The following is a 16,706-nucleotide window of genomic DNA, read 5'->3' on the forward strand; positions in this document are numbered from 1 at the left end:
CCACAAACATCAAGCACCACAACGCAAGACACGCCGATCAGCTACAAAGGCTGGAAACTCCCGCTAGGGGGCGGCACGGATGCTCGACAGACTGACCAAGGTTCAGCTCGCCATATTCGCGGTGATCACGGTGATCACGCTGACCGTGATGGCGATCTTCTATCTGCGGCTGCCCGCCACCTTCGGCCTCGGAACCTACGCCGGCACGGCCGACTTCGTCGCGGGCGGCGGCCTGTACAAGAACGCCAACGTCACCTACCGCGGCGTCGCCGTCGGCCGGGTGGAGTCGGTCGGGCTGAACCCCAACGGCGTGACCGCCGAGATGCGGCTGAACAGCGGGACGCCCATCCCGTCGAACGTCACCGCCACCGTGAAGAGCGTGTCGGCGGTAGGCGAGCAGTACATCGACCTGGTGCCACCGGGACCTCCAGCATCGACCAAGTTGCACAACGGGTTCCGCATCGCCCGGCAGAACACCCGGATCGGCCAGGACGTCGCCGATCTGTTGAAGCGGGCCGAGACGCTGGTCAACAGCGTGAGCGACACCCGGCTGCGGGAGGTGCTGCACGAGACGTTCATCGCGGCCAACGGATCGGGCCCCGAGCTCGCCCGGTTGTTCGAGTCCGCGCGGCTGCTGGTCGACCAGGCCAACGCCGACTATCCGCGGGTTTCGGAGCTGATCGACCAGGCGGGCCCGTTCCTGCAGGCCCAGATCCGCGCGGGCGCCGACATCAAGTCGCTGTCGGACGGGCTGGCGCGGTTCACCGCCGAGGTGCATCAGGCGGACCCGCAACTGCGCTCCACGCTGGCCACCGCCCCGGGCGCAGCGGACGAGGCGAACACCGCCTTCTCCGGCATCCGGCCCTCCTTCCCGGCGCTGGCCGCCAGCCTGGCCAACCTGGGCCGGGTCGGCGTCATCTACCACAAGTCGATCGAGCACCTGCTGGTCGTGTTGCCGGCGTTGTTCGCCGCGATCATCACCGCCGCCGGCGGCGAGCCGCAGGACGAGGGCGCCAAGCTCGACTTCAAGCTCGACCTGAACGACCCGCCGCCGTGCTCGGTCGGCTTCCTGCCGCCGCCGCTGATGCGCACACCGGCCGACGAGACGCTGCGCGAACTCCCGCCCGACCTGTACTGCAAGGCCGCCCAGAACGATCCCACCACCGTGCGCGGCGCCCGCAACTATCCGTGCCAGGAGTTCCCCGGCAAACGCGCGCCGACGGTCCAGCTGTGCCGGGACCCGAAGGGCTACGTGCCGGTCGGCCGCAACCCCTGGCGCGGCCCGCCCGTGCCCTATGACACACCGGTGACCAACGGGCTCAACGTGTTGCCGCCCAACCACTTCCCGTACATCCCGCCAGGCGCGGATCCGGATCCTGGCACCCCGATCGTCGGGCCGCCACCGCCGGGTGTGGTGCCCGGTCCCGGGCCGGCGCCGCATCAGCCGGCCTACGACCCGCCGCCGCCCAACGACAACGGGCCGCCGCCGCCGTTCACGTCGTGGCAGCCGCCCGGGGTGCCGCCGGTTCCGCCGCAGGTTCCGTATCCGAAGTGGCTGCCGCCGCCACCACCGCCGGAGGGCACCGGCGCGGCACCCGAAGCCGCCCCGGCGCCCGGACCGCCGCCGCAGGCCAGCGGTCCGGCCTACACCACCTACGACCCGAAGACCGGCGCGTTCGCGGACCCGGCAGGCGGCACTGGTATCTTCGCGGCCGGTGCGAACGGCGCGTCGGGCGCCGAGAATTGGGTGGAGCTCATGCTCGACCCAAGACCCATGTGATGGATCCGGTAGTGACAGACGAGCAGACCAAACCGACACGCGTCCGGCGGCGGGCGTCCCGCGCGGCGGGACCCGCCAGAAGTGAGTCCGCCGACGGCGCGACGGGACGGATCGACCTCCCGGTCGAGCCGAAGCAGGCGGGGCCGCCCGTCAGGACCTTCAAACCCGTCAAGCCGCCGCCGCGGCGGCGGCCGCACCGGGTCCTGGTCGCGTGGGTCTCGGTTGCCGCCGCGGTCGTGGCGATCGGCGCGCTGGCAGCCTGCCTGACGGCGCTGGTCGTCCAGCATCGGAAGGCCAGCGCCGAGCAGGCCCGCGACCAGCGGTTCGTCGACACCGCCACCCAGACGGTGGTCAACATGTTCAGCTACAAGCAGGACAACATCGACGAGAGCGTGAACCGGTTCTACGACCAGACCAGCGGCCCCCTGCGCGGCATGCTGGGGGCCAACAACAACATCGAGAACCTCAAGGGCCTGTTCCGGTCCACCAACGCGACGTCGGAAGCCGTCGTCAACGGCGCCGCCCTCGAGGGCATCGACCCGGTCACCGACAACGCGTCGGTCCTCGTCTCGGTGCGGGTCACCGTCGCCGACATCGACGGGGTCAACAAACCGTCCATGCCGTACCGGCTGCGGGTCATCGTGCACGAGGACGAGTCCGGGCGGATGACCGGCTACGACCTGAAGTACCCCAACGGGGGCAACTGATGCGGCTGCGCCGGGGGCTGCGGTGGCTGCTGGCCGCCGCGGTCGTCCTACTCGTCGTCGGCTTCGTCGGGCTGGCCGCGGCGACCGGCTGGTTCTACTGGGACCGCGTGCAGGCCCGCGGCGAACAGGCGGCGCGGGCGGTCCTGCCCGGGCTGGCCACCAGGGAGATCCCCGAGGTTTTCGGCTATGACTACCAGACCGTCGAACGCAGCCTCGCCGACGCGTATCCGATGCTGACACCGGCGTACCGCCAGGAGTTCCGCAAGAGCGCCAACGCGCAGATCATCCCGGAGGCGAAGAAGCGTGAGGTGGTGGTGCAGGCCAACGTCGTCGGCGCCGGAGTGATGTCGGCCAAACGGGATTCGGCGTCGGTGATGGTCTATCTGAACCGCACCGTCACCGACAAGTCACGGCAGCCGCTCTACGACGGCAGCCGGCTGCGGGTGGACTTCCAGAAGATCGGCAAGCTGTGGCTGATCAACTACATCACGCCGATCTGATCAGTAGCACATCGCAATGTCGTTGCAGTACAACGGATAACGCTGGATCGGGCTCGGCGGAGGGCCGATGAGCCGCAGGGAGAACGGCTGCTTTGTCATCGCCGGCTGCAGGCCGCAGACCGCGCCGTGCAAGGTGGTGTGCGTGCCGGCCATCGTCTCGTTGTCGAAGGCGAACGTCTCGCTGGACTCCCCGGTGCCGCCGCCCGGGCAGGAGACTCCATCGGCCTTGCCCACCTGGAACGTCCAGAGCCCGCTCGTCAGCCGGGCCCTGCCGCTGTAATTCTGCAGCTTGTCCGCGCGGGTGGTCCGTTCGTTCGTGTAGCTGACCACGTTCAACGAGCAGAAGTCGGCCATGATGTCGGGGTTGGAGTAGTCCTTGTAGTACCGGCTCCCGTTGACCTGGTCGCACAGCGCCGTCACCTGCCAGGTCACGCCCGACACGCCCGCCTGGTCGAAGTTGTACAGGCCGTCCGCCGGCGGCGCGACCGCGCGCGCCGGGTCGCCGGATTCGAGTGCGATGCCCATCGCCACCACCGAGAAGACGCCGGCGCCGGCGGCCAGTCCGCGACGAATCTTCATCTTCGTCCCTTTCTGCTCACACCATCGCGCTGCTCTCGAGTATCACAGCGTTCGGGCGGTCACACCATGGCTTTCGCCGACTACGCGGTGCCGGGCGGGCGCGCCTCGGCGAGCGCGTCGAGGAACGAGCGCGCCCAGCGGTCGACGTCGTGGGCGAGCACCTGGCGCCGCATCGACCGCATCCGGCGCCGGCCGTCCTCCTCGGGCTGGTTGAGCGCCGCCTCGATGGCGTCCTTGACCCCTTCGAGGTCGTGCGGGTTGACCAGGTAGGCCAGCCGGAGCTCGGCGGAGGCTCCGGTGAACTCGCTGAGCACCAGCGCACCACCGAGATCGCTGCGGCAGGCGACGTATTCCTTTGCCACCAGGTTCATTCCGTCGCGCAGCGGGGTGACCAGCATGACGTCGGCGGCGACGAAGTACGCGATGAGCTCGTCGCGGGGAACCGGGCGATGCAGGTAGTGCACCACCGGATGCCCCACCTCGGCGTACTCGCCGTTGATGTGACCGACCTGGCGTTCGATGTCGTCGCGCAGGATGCGGTAGCTCTCCACCCGCTCACGGCTCGGGGTGGCCAGCTGGATCAGCACGGTGTCCTCGCGTTTTGCCCGGCCCTCGGCGAGCAGCTCCGAGAACGCCTTCAACCGGACGTCGATGCCTTTGGTGTAGTCCAGCCGGTCGACGCCGAGCAGGATCTTGCGGGGATTGCCCAGCTCGGCCCGGATCTCGCGGGCCCGGCGCCGGACGTTGCGGTCGCGGGCCTTGCGGTCGAGGTCGGCGGAGTCGATTGAGATGGGGAAGGCGCCCACCCGCACGGTGCGCGAATCCAGCTGGACTTCTCCGAAGCGCGACCGCACCCCGACTGACCCCCGGGAGGTCTCCACGCCGACCAGGCGGCGGGCCAGGAACAGGAAGTTCTGGGCCCCGCCGGCCAGGTGGAACCCCACCAGGTCGGCGCCCAGGAGGCCCTTGATGATCTCGGTGCGCCACGGCATCTGCATGAACAGCTCGACCGGCGGGAACGGGATGTGCAGGAAAAAGCCGATGGTCAGGTCCGGTCGCAGCGTGCGCAGCATCTGCGGCACGAGCTGCAGCTGGTAGTCCTGCACCCACACGGTGGCACCGTGCGCGGCGGCCCGTGCGGTGGCCTCGGCGAAGCGGCGGTTGACGTCGACGTAGCGCTCCCACCACTCGCGGTGGTAGATGGGCTTGACGATGACGTCGTGGTACAGCGGCCACAGCGTGGCGTTGGAAAATCCCTCGTAGTATTCGGCGACGTCGTCGGCGCTCAGGCGCACCTGATGCAGGGTGAGCTCGTCCTGCACGAACGGCCCATCTTCGGTGTCGCCGATCTCCTCGGCGGCGACGCCGGGCCAGCCGACCCATGCGCCACGCCTGCGCCGCAGGAGTGGTTCCAGGGCCGTGACCAGCCCGCCGGGGCTGCGCTTCCAGGACGTGCTGCCGTCGGGCAACCGCTCCATGTCGACCGGCAGCCGATTGGCGACCACGACGAAGTCGGAATCCCCGACGGGCGGGCCGTCGGCGTGCTCGACCCCGCTGGGAGTCATCTACGCATCGAGTTTCGAGGGTCCAATGCCGAGCATGGACAAGAAGACGCGGCACTCGTCGGCGTCGGTCGCATACGCGGCAACGACGCGCCGGGCCTGGCTGGCGGTGCTGTCGGCCAGCGGTTCCACATCGCCGAGGTCGCCAGGGTCGGATTTCGTAGGCATGGCACCACTGTATGCGACCCGCTCATCGAGCCGCAGCCGTCTTGCCTGGCCGGGGCGTCGCCGCGCTCCGGGGAGTGGTCGCGGACCGGCGCTATCGGCGGGGATCACGCACCGAAATCCGCACGAGCGCCTTCGTTGCCGCCGGCGAAGATCTGCCTGCTGCTCGCGGAGCTCGGCTTCGCGCTTGTCGAGCTGGGCTTGCCGCTATGCGAGCTTGGCTTCCTGACATTCGTACCCGGCTTCGTGTTCGCGAAGCTCGCCTTCCCACTGCCCGAGCTCGGCTTCCTGCCGCCGAAGCTGCTCCTCGTGCTGCTGGAAGCCGGGCCTCGTGCTGCGCGAGCTCGGCCTCGTGCTGGGCGATCTGGGATTCCCGCTGGGCCACCTGGGCTTCCCGATACCGCAACTGCGGCACCTGCTGGGGAAGCGGCGTGCCTTGCTTGACCAACTGGGCGGCGCGCTGGGCAAGCTGGGCTTCCTGCTGGCGGAGATGCTCCGCACGCTGGTGCGCTTCGTGCTCGTGCAGCTGGAGGGCGGCTTCGCGTGCGTTGAAAGGTATTTCGGCCCAACGCGGCGTCGCGTCACGTTTGCTGGCGGCCGGTTCTCGGGTGGTCCACGAACGGACCCGCGGGGCTGCGATCGACAGCGGTGGCCCGGCCGCGGCGTTCGACCGATCCGAGGTCGAGCTGTTGAAGGAAGAGAACGCGAACCTCAAGCGGTCGCTGGCGCTGCTCAAGTCTGCCACGGCGCTGCTGGCGGCGGCGCTGGAACAGTCCTGATCCGGCACTACGCCGCGGATCGGTGACGCGGGCAGTGCCGGTGCCGGCCGCGAATTGCCGGGAGCCGCTCAACCCACCCCGTGGCTCTCTTACACTCTGGCCGTAATGTGTAAACGGGTCGGAACCGGCCCGGAGCCGACAGGAAGCGAGGTGGGCGGATGACACTGTCTGATCAGGCCGGTGCTGCGGAGGCCGACGCCGACGCCCAGGAGCTGGTGTCCTACGAAACCCTCGACGAGGGCTGCATCGCCCGGATCTGGCTCAACCGGCCCGACGCCCACAACGCGCAGAGCCGCGGCCTGCTGGTTCAGCTCGACGAGGCGTTTCTGCGTGCCGAGGCCGACGACACCGTGCGCGTGGTGATCCTGGCGGCCCGCGGGAAGAACTTCTCCGCGGGGCACGACCTGGGTTCGGAGCTGGCGATCGCCGAGCGCGGCCAGCTTCCCAGCTTCCGCATCAACGGCGGTACCCGCGACCCGATCGCGGAGAAGCTCTACCTGCAGGAGTGGCACTACTTCTTCCAGAACACCTGCCGCTGGCGGGATTTGCGCAAAATCACCATCGCCCAGGTGCAGGGTAATGCGATCTCCGCAGGCCTGATGCTGATCTGGGCATGCGATCTGATCGTGGCCGCCGACAACGCCAAGTTCAGCGATGTGGTCGCGGTGCGCCTGGGCATGCCGGGCGTCGAATATTACGCGCACCCTTGGGAATTCGGTCCTCGCAAAGCCAAAGAGCTGCTGCTGACCGGCGATTCGCTCGACGCAGACGAGGCCTACCGGCTCGGCATGGTTTCCAAAGTCTTCCCCGCCGACGAACTGGCCGAGAAGACATTGGAATTCGCTCGGCGCATCGTCGAGCGCCCGACGATGGCGGCCCTGCTCGTCAAGGACTCGGTCAACGCCGCTTCCGACGCAATGGGTTTCACCGAGGCGCTGCGGCACGCGTTCCACATCCACGAGTTGGGGCATGCGCACTGGGCGGCCCACAACGAGAACCGGTATCCGGTCGGCCTGCCGCCCGACGTCGAGGACTGGCGCAACGCCAAGCCGACGAAGCTGGCGCGCCGCGATACACCCTAGCGGTCCGAGGGCGGACCGCTGGTGCGCGCACCCACGCTCGCATGGTTCGATAGCTAGAACCTGCTTCAGTTTCGGCGTGAGGGGCTTTGCGTGCAGCTTTCTTTCGAGGACCGGACCTATCTCGTCACCGGTGGTGGCAGCGGAATCGGCAAGGGGGTGGCCGCCGGGCTGGTCGCCGCCGGGGCCGCCGTGATGATCGTCGGACGCAACGCCGACCGGCTCGCGGCCGCGGTGAAGGAAGTCGAGGCGCTCGACGCGGACGGCGCGATCCGTTACGAGCCCACCGACATCACCAACGAGGAGGAGGCCGCGCGCGCGGTGGAGGCCGCGACGGCGTGGCGGGGCCGGCTGCACGGCGTCGTGCATTGCGCGGGCGGGTCGGAGACCATCGGCCCGATCACCCAGGTCGACTCGGAGGCGTGGCGCCGCACGGTCGACCTCAACGTCAACGGCACCATGTACGTGCTCAAGCATGCCGCCCGCGAACTGGTGCGCGGTGGCGGCGGTTCGTTCGTCGGGATCTCCTCGATCGCGGCCAGCAACACCCACCGCTGGTTCGGCGCCTACGGGGTGACCAAGTCGGCCGTGGACCACATGATGATGCTGGCCGCCGACGAGCTGGGCCCGTCCTGGGTGCGGGTCAACAGCATCCGCCCGGGCCTGATCCGCACCGATCTGGTGGCGCCGATCACCGGGTCGCCTGAGCTGAGCGAGGACTACCGGATCTGCACGCCGCTGCCCCGTCCTGGGGAGACCGAAGACGTCGCCAACCTGGCGATGTTCCTGCTGAGCGACGCCGCGAGCTGGATCACCGGCCAGTGCATCAACGTCGACGGTGGCCACATGCTGCGCCGCGGCCCGGACTTCTCGGCGATGCTGGAACCCGCGTTCGGCGCCGACGGGCTACGCGGGGTGGTCTGACCCCGTCCCGGCGTCCCGGTCGGCGAGCGTCGCCAGCGCCGACCAGTCCAGCTCGCCGCCACCGGTCGCCACCAGGGTGAGCAACCGGTCGCGCAGCAGGCTGGCCACCGGCAGCGGCACCTGCAGCTGCTCCGCGGCGGCCAGCACGAGCCGGATGTCCTTGAGGCCGAGGCGCGCGGCGAACCCCGCGGGCTCGAATTCCCGGCGCGCGATGAGCCCGCCATAGGTCTGATACGCCGGTGCGGAGAACAGCGTCGAGGTGAGGATGTCGACGTACTGCGACCTGTCGACGCCGGCTTTGGCGACCAGCGCCACGGCCTCGCCGACGCTCTCGATGACCGAGGCGATCAGGAAGTTGCCGCTCAGCTTCACCAGATTGGCGGTGTGGGGCTGCTCGGACACCACGAACGTCCGCCGGCCGATCGCCTCGAACAACGGCAGCATCGGCTCGAGGACCCGCCGGGCGCCGGCCGCGACCACGAAAAGCGTTGCGGCTGCGGCCGCCTCGGGCCGGCCGAACACCGGTGCGGCAACATAGTCCTGATCCGCCGCGGTGTGGGCCGCCGCCAGGCGCTCCGAGAGGGCGACGCTGATCGTGCTCGACGACACGTGCGTGGCCCCCGGCCGCAGCGAAGCCACCAGGCCGCCCGCGCCCAGCGTCACGTCCTCGACGGCCGGGTCGTCGGCCAGCATGGTGAACACGACGTCGGCGTCGGCGGCCTCGGCGACGGAGCCCGCCGCGTTCGCGCCGTGCCCGACCAGGGCCTCGGCCTTGCCCGGCGAGCGGTTGTAGACGGTGACGCGGTGGCCCGCCCGCAGCAGGTTCGCGGCCATGCCGCGGCCCATGTTGCCCAGGCCGATGAATCCGATTTCCATGCATCTACCTTGCCTCGTCCCGGCCCTGCGATGATGGGCACGCCTACGGACGAGACAACGGGAGCGGCAGATGAAGCGACTCGAGGGCAAACGCATCCTGGTGACGGGAGCGGGGTCGGGGATCGGCCAGGCAACCGCGCTGCGGCTGCTGGACGAGGGTGCCGCGGTGGTGGCCGCCGACATCGCCGCCGACGGCCTGGACGCTACGCGGGCCCGGGCGGCCCAGGACGGCACCGCCGAGCGGTTCGTGCCGTGCGAGATGGACGTCGCCGACGAGGGCTCGGTGACCGCCGGCGTGCGCGGGGCCGTGGATGCGCTGGGTGGCCTCGATTCGCTCGTCAACGCCGCCGGCATGCTGCGCGCCGCGCACACCCACGACACCACCCTGGAGTTGTGGAACAAGATCGTCGGTGTCAACCTGACCGGCACTTTCCTGGTGGTCCGCGAGGCGCTGCCGGCGCTGCTGGCCAACCCGCGCAGCGCGATCGTGAACTTCAGCTCCACCTCGGCGGCGTTCGCCCACCCGTACATGGCGGCCTACGCGGCCAGCAAGGGCGGGATTCAGGCCTTCACGCACTCGCTGGCGCTGGAATACGCGCGCAAGGGCCTGCGCGCGGTGTGCGTGGCGCCGGGCAGCATCAAATCGGGGATCACCGATGCCACCGGCGGGTACATCCCGCAGGACGCCGACTGGTCGCTGTTCTCCAGGCTGATGCCGATCCTGCCCACCACGGTGGAGTCCAGCGGTACGGGCATGGCCGATCCCGCGGTTGTCGCCGGGGTCATCGCCATGCTGGTTTCCGAGGACGGGGCGTTCATCACGGGCACCGAGATCCGGATCGACGGCGGCACCCACGCCTGAGCGAAGCCGCGCTCAGTTGACGCAGGGCACCCCGCCGCCGTCGATGGGCTTGCCGGGATCGGGCGAGGGGTAGGTGCTGGTGCTCCAGTATCCGTACGAACTGGCCTTGCCGGACGTCGTCGTGGTCGTGCTGTCGTCGGTGGTTTCGTCCTGGGCCGGCAGCGAGAAATTGGTGTCCAGGGTCACGCGGATGTGTCCGGGCTTGAGGTAGGGATCGGGGTTCTTCGGCGCGTCCAGGCCGAGCAGGGTGGCCACGTTGCGCGCATCGGTCTGCGCGCCGACACCGTAGTCGAGCGTCGTGGTGGTCGGCTCGCCGGACTCGCGGTCGCGGACCTGGCCCGCGGTGTAGCCCTGCTTCTTCAGTGCGTGGGAGACCTCTGTGGCCAGGCCGCTGATGCTGCCCGAGTTGATCACGTCGACGACGGTGTCGGGGCTGGGTTTGGCTGTGGTCGTGGTGGTCGGGGTCGTCGGCGGGGCGACGCCGATCGCACGGGCCACCTCGGCCTTGATCGCCGCCGGATCAACGATGTTGACGTCCAGGCCGTCGATGTTGTCGTAGCGCACCACGGGCAGGGTCCGGAATTCGACGTTACCGCCGGCCAGCTCTCCCAGACGTTGGATCAGCTCCTCGTTCCAGCCGGCCGACAGGACGACGTCTTTGCGCGCCACCGCCATCAGGCTCTTGAGCTTGTCCAGGTTGGTGAAGGTGCCCGACTCCTGCAGTTCGTGCATGACCGACGACAGGAACGCCTGCTGGCGGTGGGTGCGATCCAGGTCACCGTTTTCCAGGCCGTGACGTTGCCTGACGAACGCCAGCGCCTGGGCGGCGTCCAGTGTCTGGGGCCCGGCGGGGAAGTCGGCACCGGAATACGAGTCGTAGACCGCGTGCTTGAGGCACACCTGGACACCGCCCAGCGCCTTCGTCAAGTCGTAGAAGCCGGCCAGGTTGACCTCGGCGAAATAGTCGATGGGAACACCGGTCAGGTTTCGCACGGCGCGCAAGGTCGCCGCCCGGCCCGCTTCCCGACCCTTGGTCTCGAGTTCCTTCTGGCTGCTCACGCCCTGGTTGGCCAGCTTCTGCGCGACGTATTGCTTGGTCAGCCCGTACGCCTCTTTGATCTTGATGTGGTTGTAGCCGGGAACCCCGTTGAACCGCACCCAGTCGTCGCGGGGGATCGAGAAGGCGACGACTTTGTGGTCGGCGCCGACGTGCACCAGTATCAGCGTGTTGGTGTTGTAGCCGCCGTCGTCGGAATCACCCGCGTGCAGATGCTTCAGGATCGACCAGGGCAGGTCGTTGCCGTCCTGGTCTTTGCGCGAGTCCAGCCCGATGAGCAGGATGTTCATGCTGTCGCCGCTGGAATGCGGATCTTCCGGGCTGAGCGCCTGTGAAACGGTGATGCCGCCCAGCGCGCCGTGGGCGACGTAGTATCCCGCGCCGGTCAGCGTCACCGCGGCCACCGAGACCAGGGTCATCAAGCCACGCGTCAGCGCCTTGCGCAGCGCTGACGGCTGTTTGACCGCCCGGTGACGGTGGTGAGCGCCCGAGCGCGCCATCAGCGACCCCGAACCGTGGCCGGGGCACCGCCCGGCACCGCGTCGGCGATTTGCGGTGAGGTCACTTCTGGCACGGCTCCCAGTATGCGGTAGCTTGCTGCGAAGCCCCAAAGCAGAACGTCGCGACGGTACGGGGCTTCCCCTGGCGGATCGGCGGCCTTCGCAACCGCCGCAACTACGCTACCAGCAGGTTTCGCCGCGCACATCTCCGGAAAGTCTCACGGCGGCCACGCTATCCACGAGATCGGCGCCTGTCCGTTACCGGGCCGAGACACCGGGTCCGGCGCTGCCGGCGGCCCCGACCCGATGGGCCGTAACACGCCGGCAGGTCAGCAGTGCGGGTACTCGATGTGCCAGTGGCCGTTCACCCAGTCGGCGCGAAACTGCCCGCCCAGGCGCGGATCGGCGTCGGTGACCTTACCCGAACCCCCGACGTTCGGCTGGAAGCCCGGCGGGTCCCAGGCGACGGACTGCGGATTGGGCGACGCGTCCGGCTTGCACCCCTTCTCGTTGTCGACGTAGCCGTTCATGATCTGCCGCTCGGCGGTGCCTTGGTCCCCGCCGTCCGGGGCCGGGCCCAGCGGACACGGGGCGGTTGTGCCGCAGGCACTTTGGCGCACATCGGCCAGCGCGACGGGTGCGGGTGCGGCAAAGCCCAGCAGCGCAGCCACGCCCAGAGCCGGGCCGGCGGCGATGCGCACGCCTCGGGCGAGGTGGTGTCCCATGTGGTGCATGTTCCCTCCAGGAGCTCGAACATCGCGCGTGAACTGCGTTCGGGCGCAGCGAAACTGGAATCTCCGTGTAGCGGCGCCCGGCGGTGTGACCCCATGGTAATGGTGCGGCCCGCTGGGCGCATCCAGCATCCCGCTCACAAAGGATGCGACACTGGAGTGCGCAAACCGCACCGGCGATTCGACGCTACGCCGCAACCGGCCGGGCTGGATATGGAGGTAGCTGGGATGACCGGCGCCGCATCGCGTTACGACGTCATCGTGATCGGTCTGGGGGCATGGGCAGCGCCGCCGCCTGCCATCTCGCCGCCCGCGGGCGCCGCGTGCTCGGCCTGGAGCGCCACCAGCGCGCCCATGGCCGGGGCTCGAGCCACGGCGGGTCGTGGATCATCCGTCAGGCCTATTTCGAGGATCCCGGCTACGTGCCGCTGTTGCTACGTGCTTATGTCCATCGGCCAATCCATCACGGCAGCAGGGTTTCTGGGTACCGTCGCCGGCCTGGCCGTCGATCACCGCATCTCCGCCGCCGTCGATGCGTTCGCGGTCCTCTACGGGGTCCCGGTGTGGGGATTCGCGGTGTTGTGGATCGCGCTGGCCGCCGCGCTGACGGTGCGCCCGCTGCGGCACGGCATGCCGTTCGCCCTGACGTGGTGGAGCCTGGCCTTCCCGGTCGGAACCTTCGTCAACGGGCACGTCCCAGCTCGCCGCGCACACGCATCTGCCCGTCTTCACGGTCGCCGCGGCTATCGCCTATGCCGGCCTGCTCTTCACCTGGGCGGCAATCTGTGGCAGGCGCCGCAGAGCGCTGCGCCGGTCCGGGCGGGCAAGCAACAGGTGACTTAAGGCCATATCCGGTGCTGCCCGGACCGGCTAAAGTGCGGCGTGCACCAACAGCTTCGAGGACGGCGGTGACAGGCGATGACCAGCGCAACCCACCACACCCACGCCGGACACCAGCACGTGCACGGCGAGGGGTGCGGCCACGTCGCGATCCCGCACGGGGATCACGTCGACTACGTCCACGAGGGTCACCTCCACCGGCACCACGGGGACCACTACGACGAGTGTGAGGTGTCCGGCCACATCGTGCACGAACATCACGACCACGTCCACGGTGACGGGTGTGGCCACGTCGCGGTGCCCCACGGCGACCACGTCGACTACGTGCACGACGGTTGCCGGCACGCGGCGCACGGCGGGCACTACGACGAGCACTGACGCCGCTACGGCACCGGGCGGGTGGTCAGCGGGCCCTGGGTGGCGTTGCGGTCGACCGCGGCCAGGAACGAACGCGCGCCCAGGACCGGGCTCGCCGTCCCGTTGTTCCGGCGCCGGAAGTGGTTTGAGGACCGGGGACCGGCGGGTAGGCGGCGTCATCACGCCCAGCGTCACATAGGCCTCACAGGCCACCCTGGATTCGGGGTCGTGCGTCAAGCAGGCGTCCAATACCGCATCGGAGACTTGGTCGCAGAACTTGTCGGGATGCCCCTCGGTGACGACTCCGACGTGAAGAGCATGTTCGGCGGATGCATTCGCGTGGGTGGCATGGGTGGCTGCTCCGACTCGGAATCGTGACTGCGAATTAGTATCTCCTGATGGCCGCTGATCGGACCGGAGCTGTGCGGGCGCCAGAACCGTTCACGACGCGCGCGCCGGGCGGTGTGTGCATCGCCTGCGACCGGCTGGGGGATCCGGCGGCGCGCGCCGTGGTGTTCTTGCACGGCGGCGGACAGACCCGCCGATCGTGGGGCAAGGCGGCCGCCGCCGTCGCCGAACGCGGCTGGCAGGCCGTCACGGTCGACCTGCGCGGCCATGGGGAGTCCGACTGGTCCGGCGAGGGCGACTATCGCGTCATCAGCTTCGCCCGCGACGTGCGGGAAGTGCTGCGGGAATTGCCCCCGAAACCGGTGCTGGTGGGGGCCTCCCTTGGCGGGTTCACCTCGATGCTGCTGGCGGGAGAGCTCGCGCCGGGCATCGCCAGCGCGGTCGTGCTCGTCGACATCGTGCCGAACATGGAGCAGTCCGGGGCCAATCGGATCCATGCCTTCATGTCCGACCGGATGGAATCGGGATTCGGCTCCCTGGAAGAGGTCGCCGACGCGATCGCCGAGTACAACCCACACCGGCCCAGACCCACCGATCTGCAAGGGCTGACCACCAACCTGCGTCGCCGCGGTGACCGCTGGTACTGGCACTGGGATCCCCAGTTCATCAACGGCATCGCCGCATTGCCCCCGTTCGAGGTCACCGAGGTCGACCGCATGCACGCGGCCGTTGACACGATCCTGGCAGGCGGCGTGCCGATGCTTCTGGTCCGCGGCCAGGTGAGCGACCTCGTCAGCCAGGAGCGGGCCGACGAATTCCTCGCGCGATTCCCGCAGGTCGAGTTCGCCGACGTGCGCGGTGCGGGGCACATGGTTGCCGGGGATCGCAACGACGTCTTCGCCGGGGCGGTGTTGGATTTCCTCGGCCGCCACGTCGGCGGCGGTGGTGTCCAAAGACCCTAGGGCCTCTGCGGCGGGCGTCTTACCGTGGCTCCAGGCTCTCGACTCAAGGAGCGGCAGATGGTCCTTGACCGGGTGCGCGTGTTCAACAAACACGTGCTGAACCCGGTGATGAAGCTGGTCGCCGGCCAGAAGTATTGGTATGCAGGGGTAATCGAACACACGGGGCGCCGCTCGGGGAAGACGTACAGTACGCCGGTGGTGGTGGAGCGGGTCGGCGACGGCTTCATCATTCCGCTGCCGTACGGCACGAAAGTGGACTGGCTGCGCAACGTGCTGGCTGCCGGGCGGGCCACCGTGCGGGTCCACGGCGAAACATCCGGCGCCGTCGGGCCGGAGATCATCGACGCCGCGACGGCAGCCGGGCAGCTGTCGCCACGGCGACGACGCGAGTTCGCCCGCTTCGGGATCAAGAACTTTCTCAAGCTCGAGCGCGAACCCGTCGCGGCGCCCCGGGCGTGAACGCTTGGGGCCCGGCTGGCCGTGCCGTGCTGTCATTGGAAACGGCTGGGCCCCAGGGCATCAATTCGCGCCCCCGGGTGCGCGGTAGCGCAGAGCGCAGCCGCGGGCGCCTGTCGTTTCGCAGCCACTGGTACGGGGTATCCGCGGGAGCGGTCAGGACACCCGTGACCGGGCGGCGGGGCAGCGACACGAAGGAGAGCGGTAGTGAAGCGTGGGATCGCGATCGGGGTAACCGGAGTGGTCATGGTGGTCGCGGCCTGCACCGGCTGCTCGAGCAACAAGTCCACCAGTGGCGCGTCGAGCCCGGCGGCGGCGCCGGGCACCCAGGTCGTCGTCGGCGGTCAGAAGCAGAACGTCAGCGGACAGGTCTCGTGCACCCCGTCGGGCGCCAACGTCAACATCGGCATCGGCGACGCCTCCGACGGGGTTGGCGCGGTGGTCAGCAACGGCAATCCGCCGATCGTCCACTCGGTCGGCCTGGGCAGCGTCAACGGCGTCACGCTCGGCTTCTCCGATGCCGCGCCGAACCAGGCGGGCAACGCGGGGGCCGCCGTCAACGGCAAGTCGTACGCCATCAAGGGTACTGCCACGGGCGTCGACATGAGCAACCCACAGCACCCGAAGCCGGTGACCAAGCCGTTCGAGATGGACGTGTCCTGCCCGTAGCGCAGGCCACCAGCACGGTCGGGGCCCAAGCCCCAGAGGGGACGCAGGTATGTCTATGAAGCGTGTGGCCGGCGCGGCGGCGGTCGCGACGGGCGTCGGCATCTCGGCAATATCGCTGGCCTCTGGGCTCGCCCAGGCCGCGCCGCAGGACCCGCCCCCACCGCCGTGCCCGAACTGCCAGGGGGGCGGTCGTCCGGGCGGCCAGGGGCCGGGCGCCGGGGCGCCGGCTCCGCAGAACCCGCCACCGGGCGGGCCGCCGGGTGTGCAGGCTCCGGGTGGGCCGCCCGGTCAGCAGGCTCCGCCTCCGCCCCCGCCGGGTGTGCAGGCTCCGGGTGGGCCGCCCGGTCAGCAGGCTCCGCCTCCGCCCCCGCCGGGTGTGCAGGCTCCGGGTGGGCCGCCCGGTCAGCAGGCTCCGCCTCCGCCCCCGCCAGGTGTGCAGGCTCCGGGTGGGCCGCCCGGTCAGCAGCCGCCGCCGGGAGGCTGGCAGCCCGCTCCGGCCCTCCAAGCGCCGAGCACCCAGCCTCCCCATCCGGCTTACCGTCCGCGCGGCGCCTACGTCCGGCCGAACGAGCAAGTGGGCGGGCCCAGGGATGCGCCCCAGGGTTTCAGCGTGCCGGATCACGGGGCGCCGCCACCGCCACCGCCGCGAGGGTATGGCTGGAACGACGGACCGGCTCCCGGCCACCCGCCACCCAACTGGGGCGGCCCCCCGCCTCCGGGTGGATGGAACGGTCCGCCGCCGCCGGGCGGTTGGAACCGTCCGTGGAGCGGGCCGCCGCGCGACGTGGCCGCCGCCCGCAGTGACTTCGGGCCCTTCGCCTACAACACCTTCACCGTCACTCCCGTCTTCAACTCCCAGTTCGGGGGCTGGGGCTACTGGTTCTTCGGCGACTGGATCCCGCTCTACTGACGCCGCGGGGAGCGGCGAAAGTTACTTGCTTGCAACGCTTTCCAAGTCGCGGTTCGATGAGGG

18 protein-coding genes and 3 pseudogenes are annotated in these 16,706 nt (G+C 69.6%); 14 read left to right on the forward strand and 7 right to left on the reverse strand.

What is annotated here, in order from left to right:
- Positions 1-79: 79 nt before the first annotated feature.
- The 3 genes from AB8998_RS03190 to AB8998_RS03200 are packed head-to-tail and all read left to right on the forward strand — an operon-like array spanning position 80 to position 2,987.
- The gene (locus AB8998_RS03190) at positions 80-1,780 is read left to right on the forward strand and encodes a virulence factor Mce family protein (protein WP_369736788.1); all 1,701 of its coding nucleotides are present in this window, start codon (positions 80-82) and stop codon (positions 1,778-1,780) included.
- Positions 1,780-2,487, forward strand: coding sequence for a mammalian cell entry protein (locus tag AB8998_RS03195; protein WP_369736789.1), 708 nt, complete (start codon positions 1,780-1,782; stop codon positions 2,485-2,487). Before AB8998_RS03190 ends, AB8998_RS03195 begins: the two co-directional genes overlap by 1 nt.
- Positions 2,487-2,987 (forward strand): mammalian cell entry protein, encoded by a 501-nt coding sequence (locus tag AB8998_RS03200; RefSeq protein ID WP_369736790.1) that lies wholly within the window; start codon positions 2,487-2,489, stop codon positions 2,985-2,987. The genes AB8998_RS03195 and AB8998_RS03200 overlap by 1 nt, the downstream gene beginning before the upstream one ends.
- On the opposite strand, the gene AB8998_RS03205 is transcribed toward AB8998_RS03200, so the two are convergent.
- The 3 genes from AB8998_RS03205 to AB8998_RS03215 all read right to left on the reverse strand — a co-directional run bounded on the left by AB8998_RS03205 (position 2,988) and on the right by AB8998_RS03215 (position 5,296).
- On the reverse strand, positions 2,988-3,566 hold the full coding sequence (locus tag AB8998_RS03205) for a hypothetical protein (protein WP_369736791.1): 579 nt from the start codon (positions 3,564-3,566) through the stop codon (positions 2,988-2,990).
- 80 nt (positions 3,567-3,646) lie between these two features.
- On the reverse strand, positions 3,647-5,131 hold the full coding sequence (locus AB8998_RS03210) for an alpha,alpha-trehalose-phosphate synthase (UDP-forming) (protein WP_369736792.1): 1,485 nt from the start codon (positions 5,129-5,131) through the stop codon (positions 3,647-3,649).
- A complete protein-coding gene (locus AB8998_RS03215; RefSeq protein ID WP_369736793.1) occupies positions 5,132-5,296 on the reverse strand; it encodes a hypothetical protein in 165 nt (54 codons plus the stop codon).
- A gap of 605 nt (positions 5,297-5,901) precedes the next feature.
- Here AB8998_RS03215 and AB8998_RS03220 point away from each other — a divergent pair.
- The 3 genes from AB8998_RS03220 (at position 5,902) to AB8998_RS03230 (ending at position 8,075) form a co-directional block, all read left to right on the forward strand.
- Complete coding sequence (locus tag AB8998_RS03220; protein ID WP_369736794.1) at positions 5,902-6,072, forward strand: hypothetical protein; 171 nt, start codon at positions 5,902-5,904, stop codon at positions 6,070-6,072.
- Positions 6,073-6,230: 158 nt separating this feature from the next.
- Entirely contained in the window at positions 6,231-7,154 is a 924-nt protein-coding gene (locus AB8998_RS03225; RefSeq protein WP_369736795.1) for an enoyl-CoA hydratase, read from the forward strand.
- 90 nt (positions 7,155-7,244) lie between these two features.
- On the forward strand, positions 7,245-8,075 hold the full coding sequence (locus AB8998_RS03230) for an SDR family oxidoreductase (protein WP_369736796.1): 831 nt from the start codon (positions 7,245-7,247) through the stop codon (positions 8,073-8,075).
- Here AB8998_RS03230 and AB8998_RS03235 read toward each other — a convergent pair.
- A complete protein-coding gene (locus tag AB8998_RS03235; protein WP_369736797.1) occupies positions 8,058-8,951 on the reverse strand; it encodes an NAD(P)-dependent oxidoreductase in 894 nt (297 codons plus the stop codon). The genes AB8998_RS03230 and AB8998_RS03235 overlap by 18 nt on opposite strands.
- A gap of 70 nt (positions 8,952-9,021) precedes the next feature.
- Here AB8998_RS03235 and AB8998_RS03240 point away from each other — a divergent pair, with 70 nt between their 5' ends.
- A complete protein-coding gene (locus AB8998_RS03240) occupies positions 9,022-9,813 on the forward strand; it encodes an SDR family NAD(P)-dependent oxidoreductase (RefSeq protein ID WP_369736798.1) in 792 nt (263 codons plus the stop codon).
- Positions 9,814-9,825: 12 nt separating this feature from the next.
- Here the strand turns inward: AB8998_RS03240 and AB8998_RS03245 are convergent, their stop codons facing one another.
- Together AB8998_RS03245 and AB8998_RS03250 are read right to left on the reverse strand one after the other, a co-directional pair.
- Entirely contained in the window at positions 9,826-11,370 is a 1,545-nt protein-coding gene (locus tag AB8998_RS03245; protein WP_369736799.1) for an LCP family protein, read from the reverse strand.
- 329 nt (positions 11,371-11,699) lie between these two features.
- The gene (locus AB8998_RS03250; protein ID WP_369736800.1) at positions 11,700-12,095 is read right to left on the reverse strand and encodes an integrase; all 396 of its coding nucleotides are present in this window, start codon (positions 12,093-12,095) and stop codon (positions 11,700-11,702) included.
- 234 nt (positions 12,096-12,329) lie between these two features.
- On the opposite strand from AB8998_RS03250, the pseudogene AB8998_RS03255 reads away from it, so the two are divergent.
- The 3 genes and pseudogenes from AB8998_RS03255 to AB8998_RS03265 form a co-directional block, all read left to right on the forward strand.
- Positions 12,330-12,547: pseudogene (locus tag AB8998_RS03255) on the forward strand (FAD-dependent oxidoreductase); the annotation flags it as partial.
- Positions 12,540-12,939, forward strand: a pseudogene (locus AB8998_RS03260) (SLAC1 family transporter); the annotation flags it as partial. The pseudogenes AB8998_RS03255 and AB8998_RS03260, both read left to right, overlap by 8 nt.
- 80 nt (positions 12,940-13,019) lie before the next feature.
- The gene (locus AB8998_RS03265) at positions 13,020-13,319 is read left to right on the forward strand and encodes a hypothetical protein (RefSeq protein ID WP_369736801.1); all 300 of its coding nucleotides are present in this window, start codon (positions 13,020-13,022) and stop codon (positions 13,317-13,319) included.
- Between the two features lie 171 nt (positions 13,320-13,490).
- Here the strand turns inward: AB8998_RS03265 and AB8998_RS31660 are convergent.
- A pseudogene (locus AB8998_RS31660) lies at positions 13,491-13,733 on the reverse strand (S-adenosylmethionine synthetase N-terminal domain-containing protein); the annotation flags it as partial.
- On the opposite strand from AB8998_RS31660, the gene AB8998_RS03275 reads away from it, so the two are divergent.
- The 4 genes from AB8998_RS03275 to AB8998_RS03290 all read left to right on the forward strand — a co-directional run bounded on the left by AB8998_RS03275 (position 13,697) and on the right by AB8998_RS03290 (position 16,643).
- Positions 13,697-14,608, forward strand: a complete 912-nt coding sequence (locus AB8998_RS03275) for an alpha/beta fold hydrolase (protein ID WP_369736802.1) — start codon at positions 13,697-13,699, stop codon at positions 14,606-14,608. The pseudogene AB8998_RS31660 and the gene AB8998_RS03275 overlap by 37 nt on opposite strands.
- A gap of 57 nt (positions 14,609-14,665) precedes the next feature.
- On the forward strand, positions 14,666-15,067 hold the full coding sequence (locus tag AB8998_RS03280) for a nitroreductase family deazaflavin-dependent oxidoreductase (protein WP_369736803.1): 402 nt from the start codon (positions 14,666-14,668) through the stop codon (positions 15,065-15,067).
- Between the two features lie 204 nt (positions 15,068-15,271).
- Positions 15,272-15,733, forward strand: a complete 462-nt coding sequence (locus tag AB8998_RS03285) for a lipoprotein LpqH (RefSeq protein WP_369736804.1) — start codon at positions 15,272-15,274, stop codon at positions 15,731-15,733.
- Between the two features lie 55 nt (positions 15,734-15,788).
- A complete protein-coding gene (locus AB8998_RS03290) occupies positions 15,789-16,643 on the forward strand; it encodes an MAP_0585 family protein (protein ID WP_369736805.1) in 855 nt (284 codons plus the stop codon).
- Positions 16,644-16,706: the final 63 nt, after the last annotated feature.

Source organism: Mycobacterium sp. HUMS_12744610, from assembly GCF_041206865.1.
Classification (GTDB): domain Bacteria; phylum Actinomycetota; class Actinomycetes; order Mycobacteriales; family Mycobacteriaceae; genus Mycobacterium; species Mycobacterium servetii.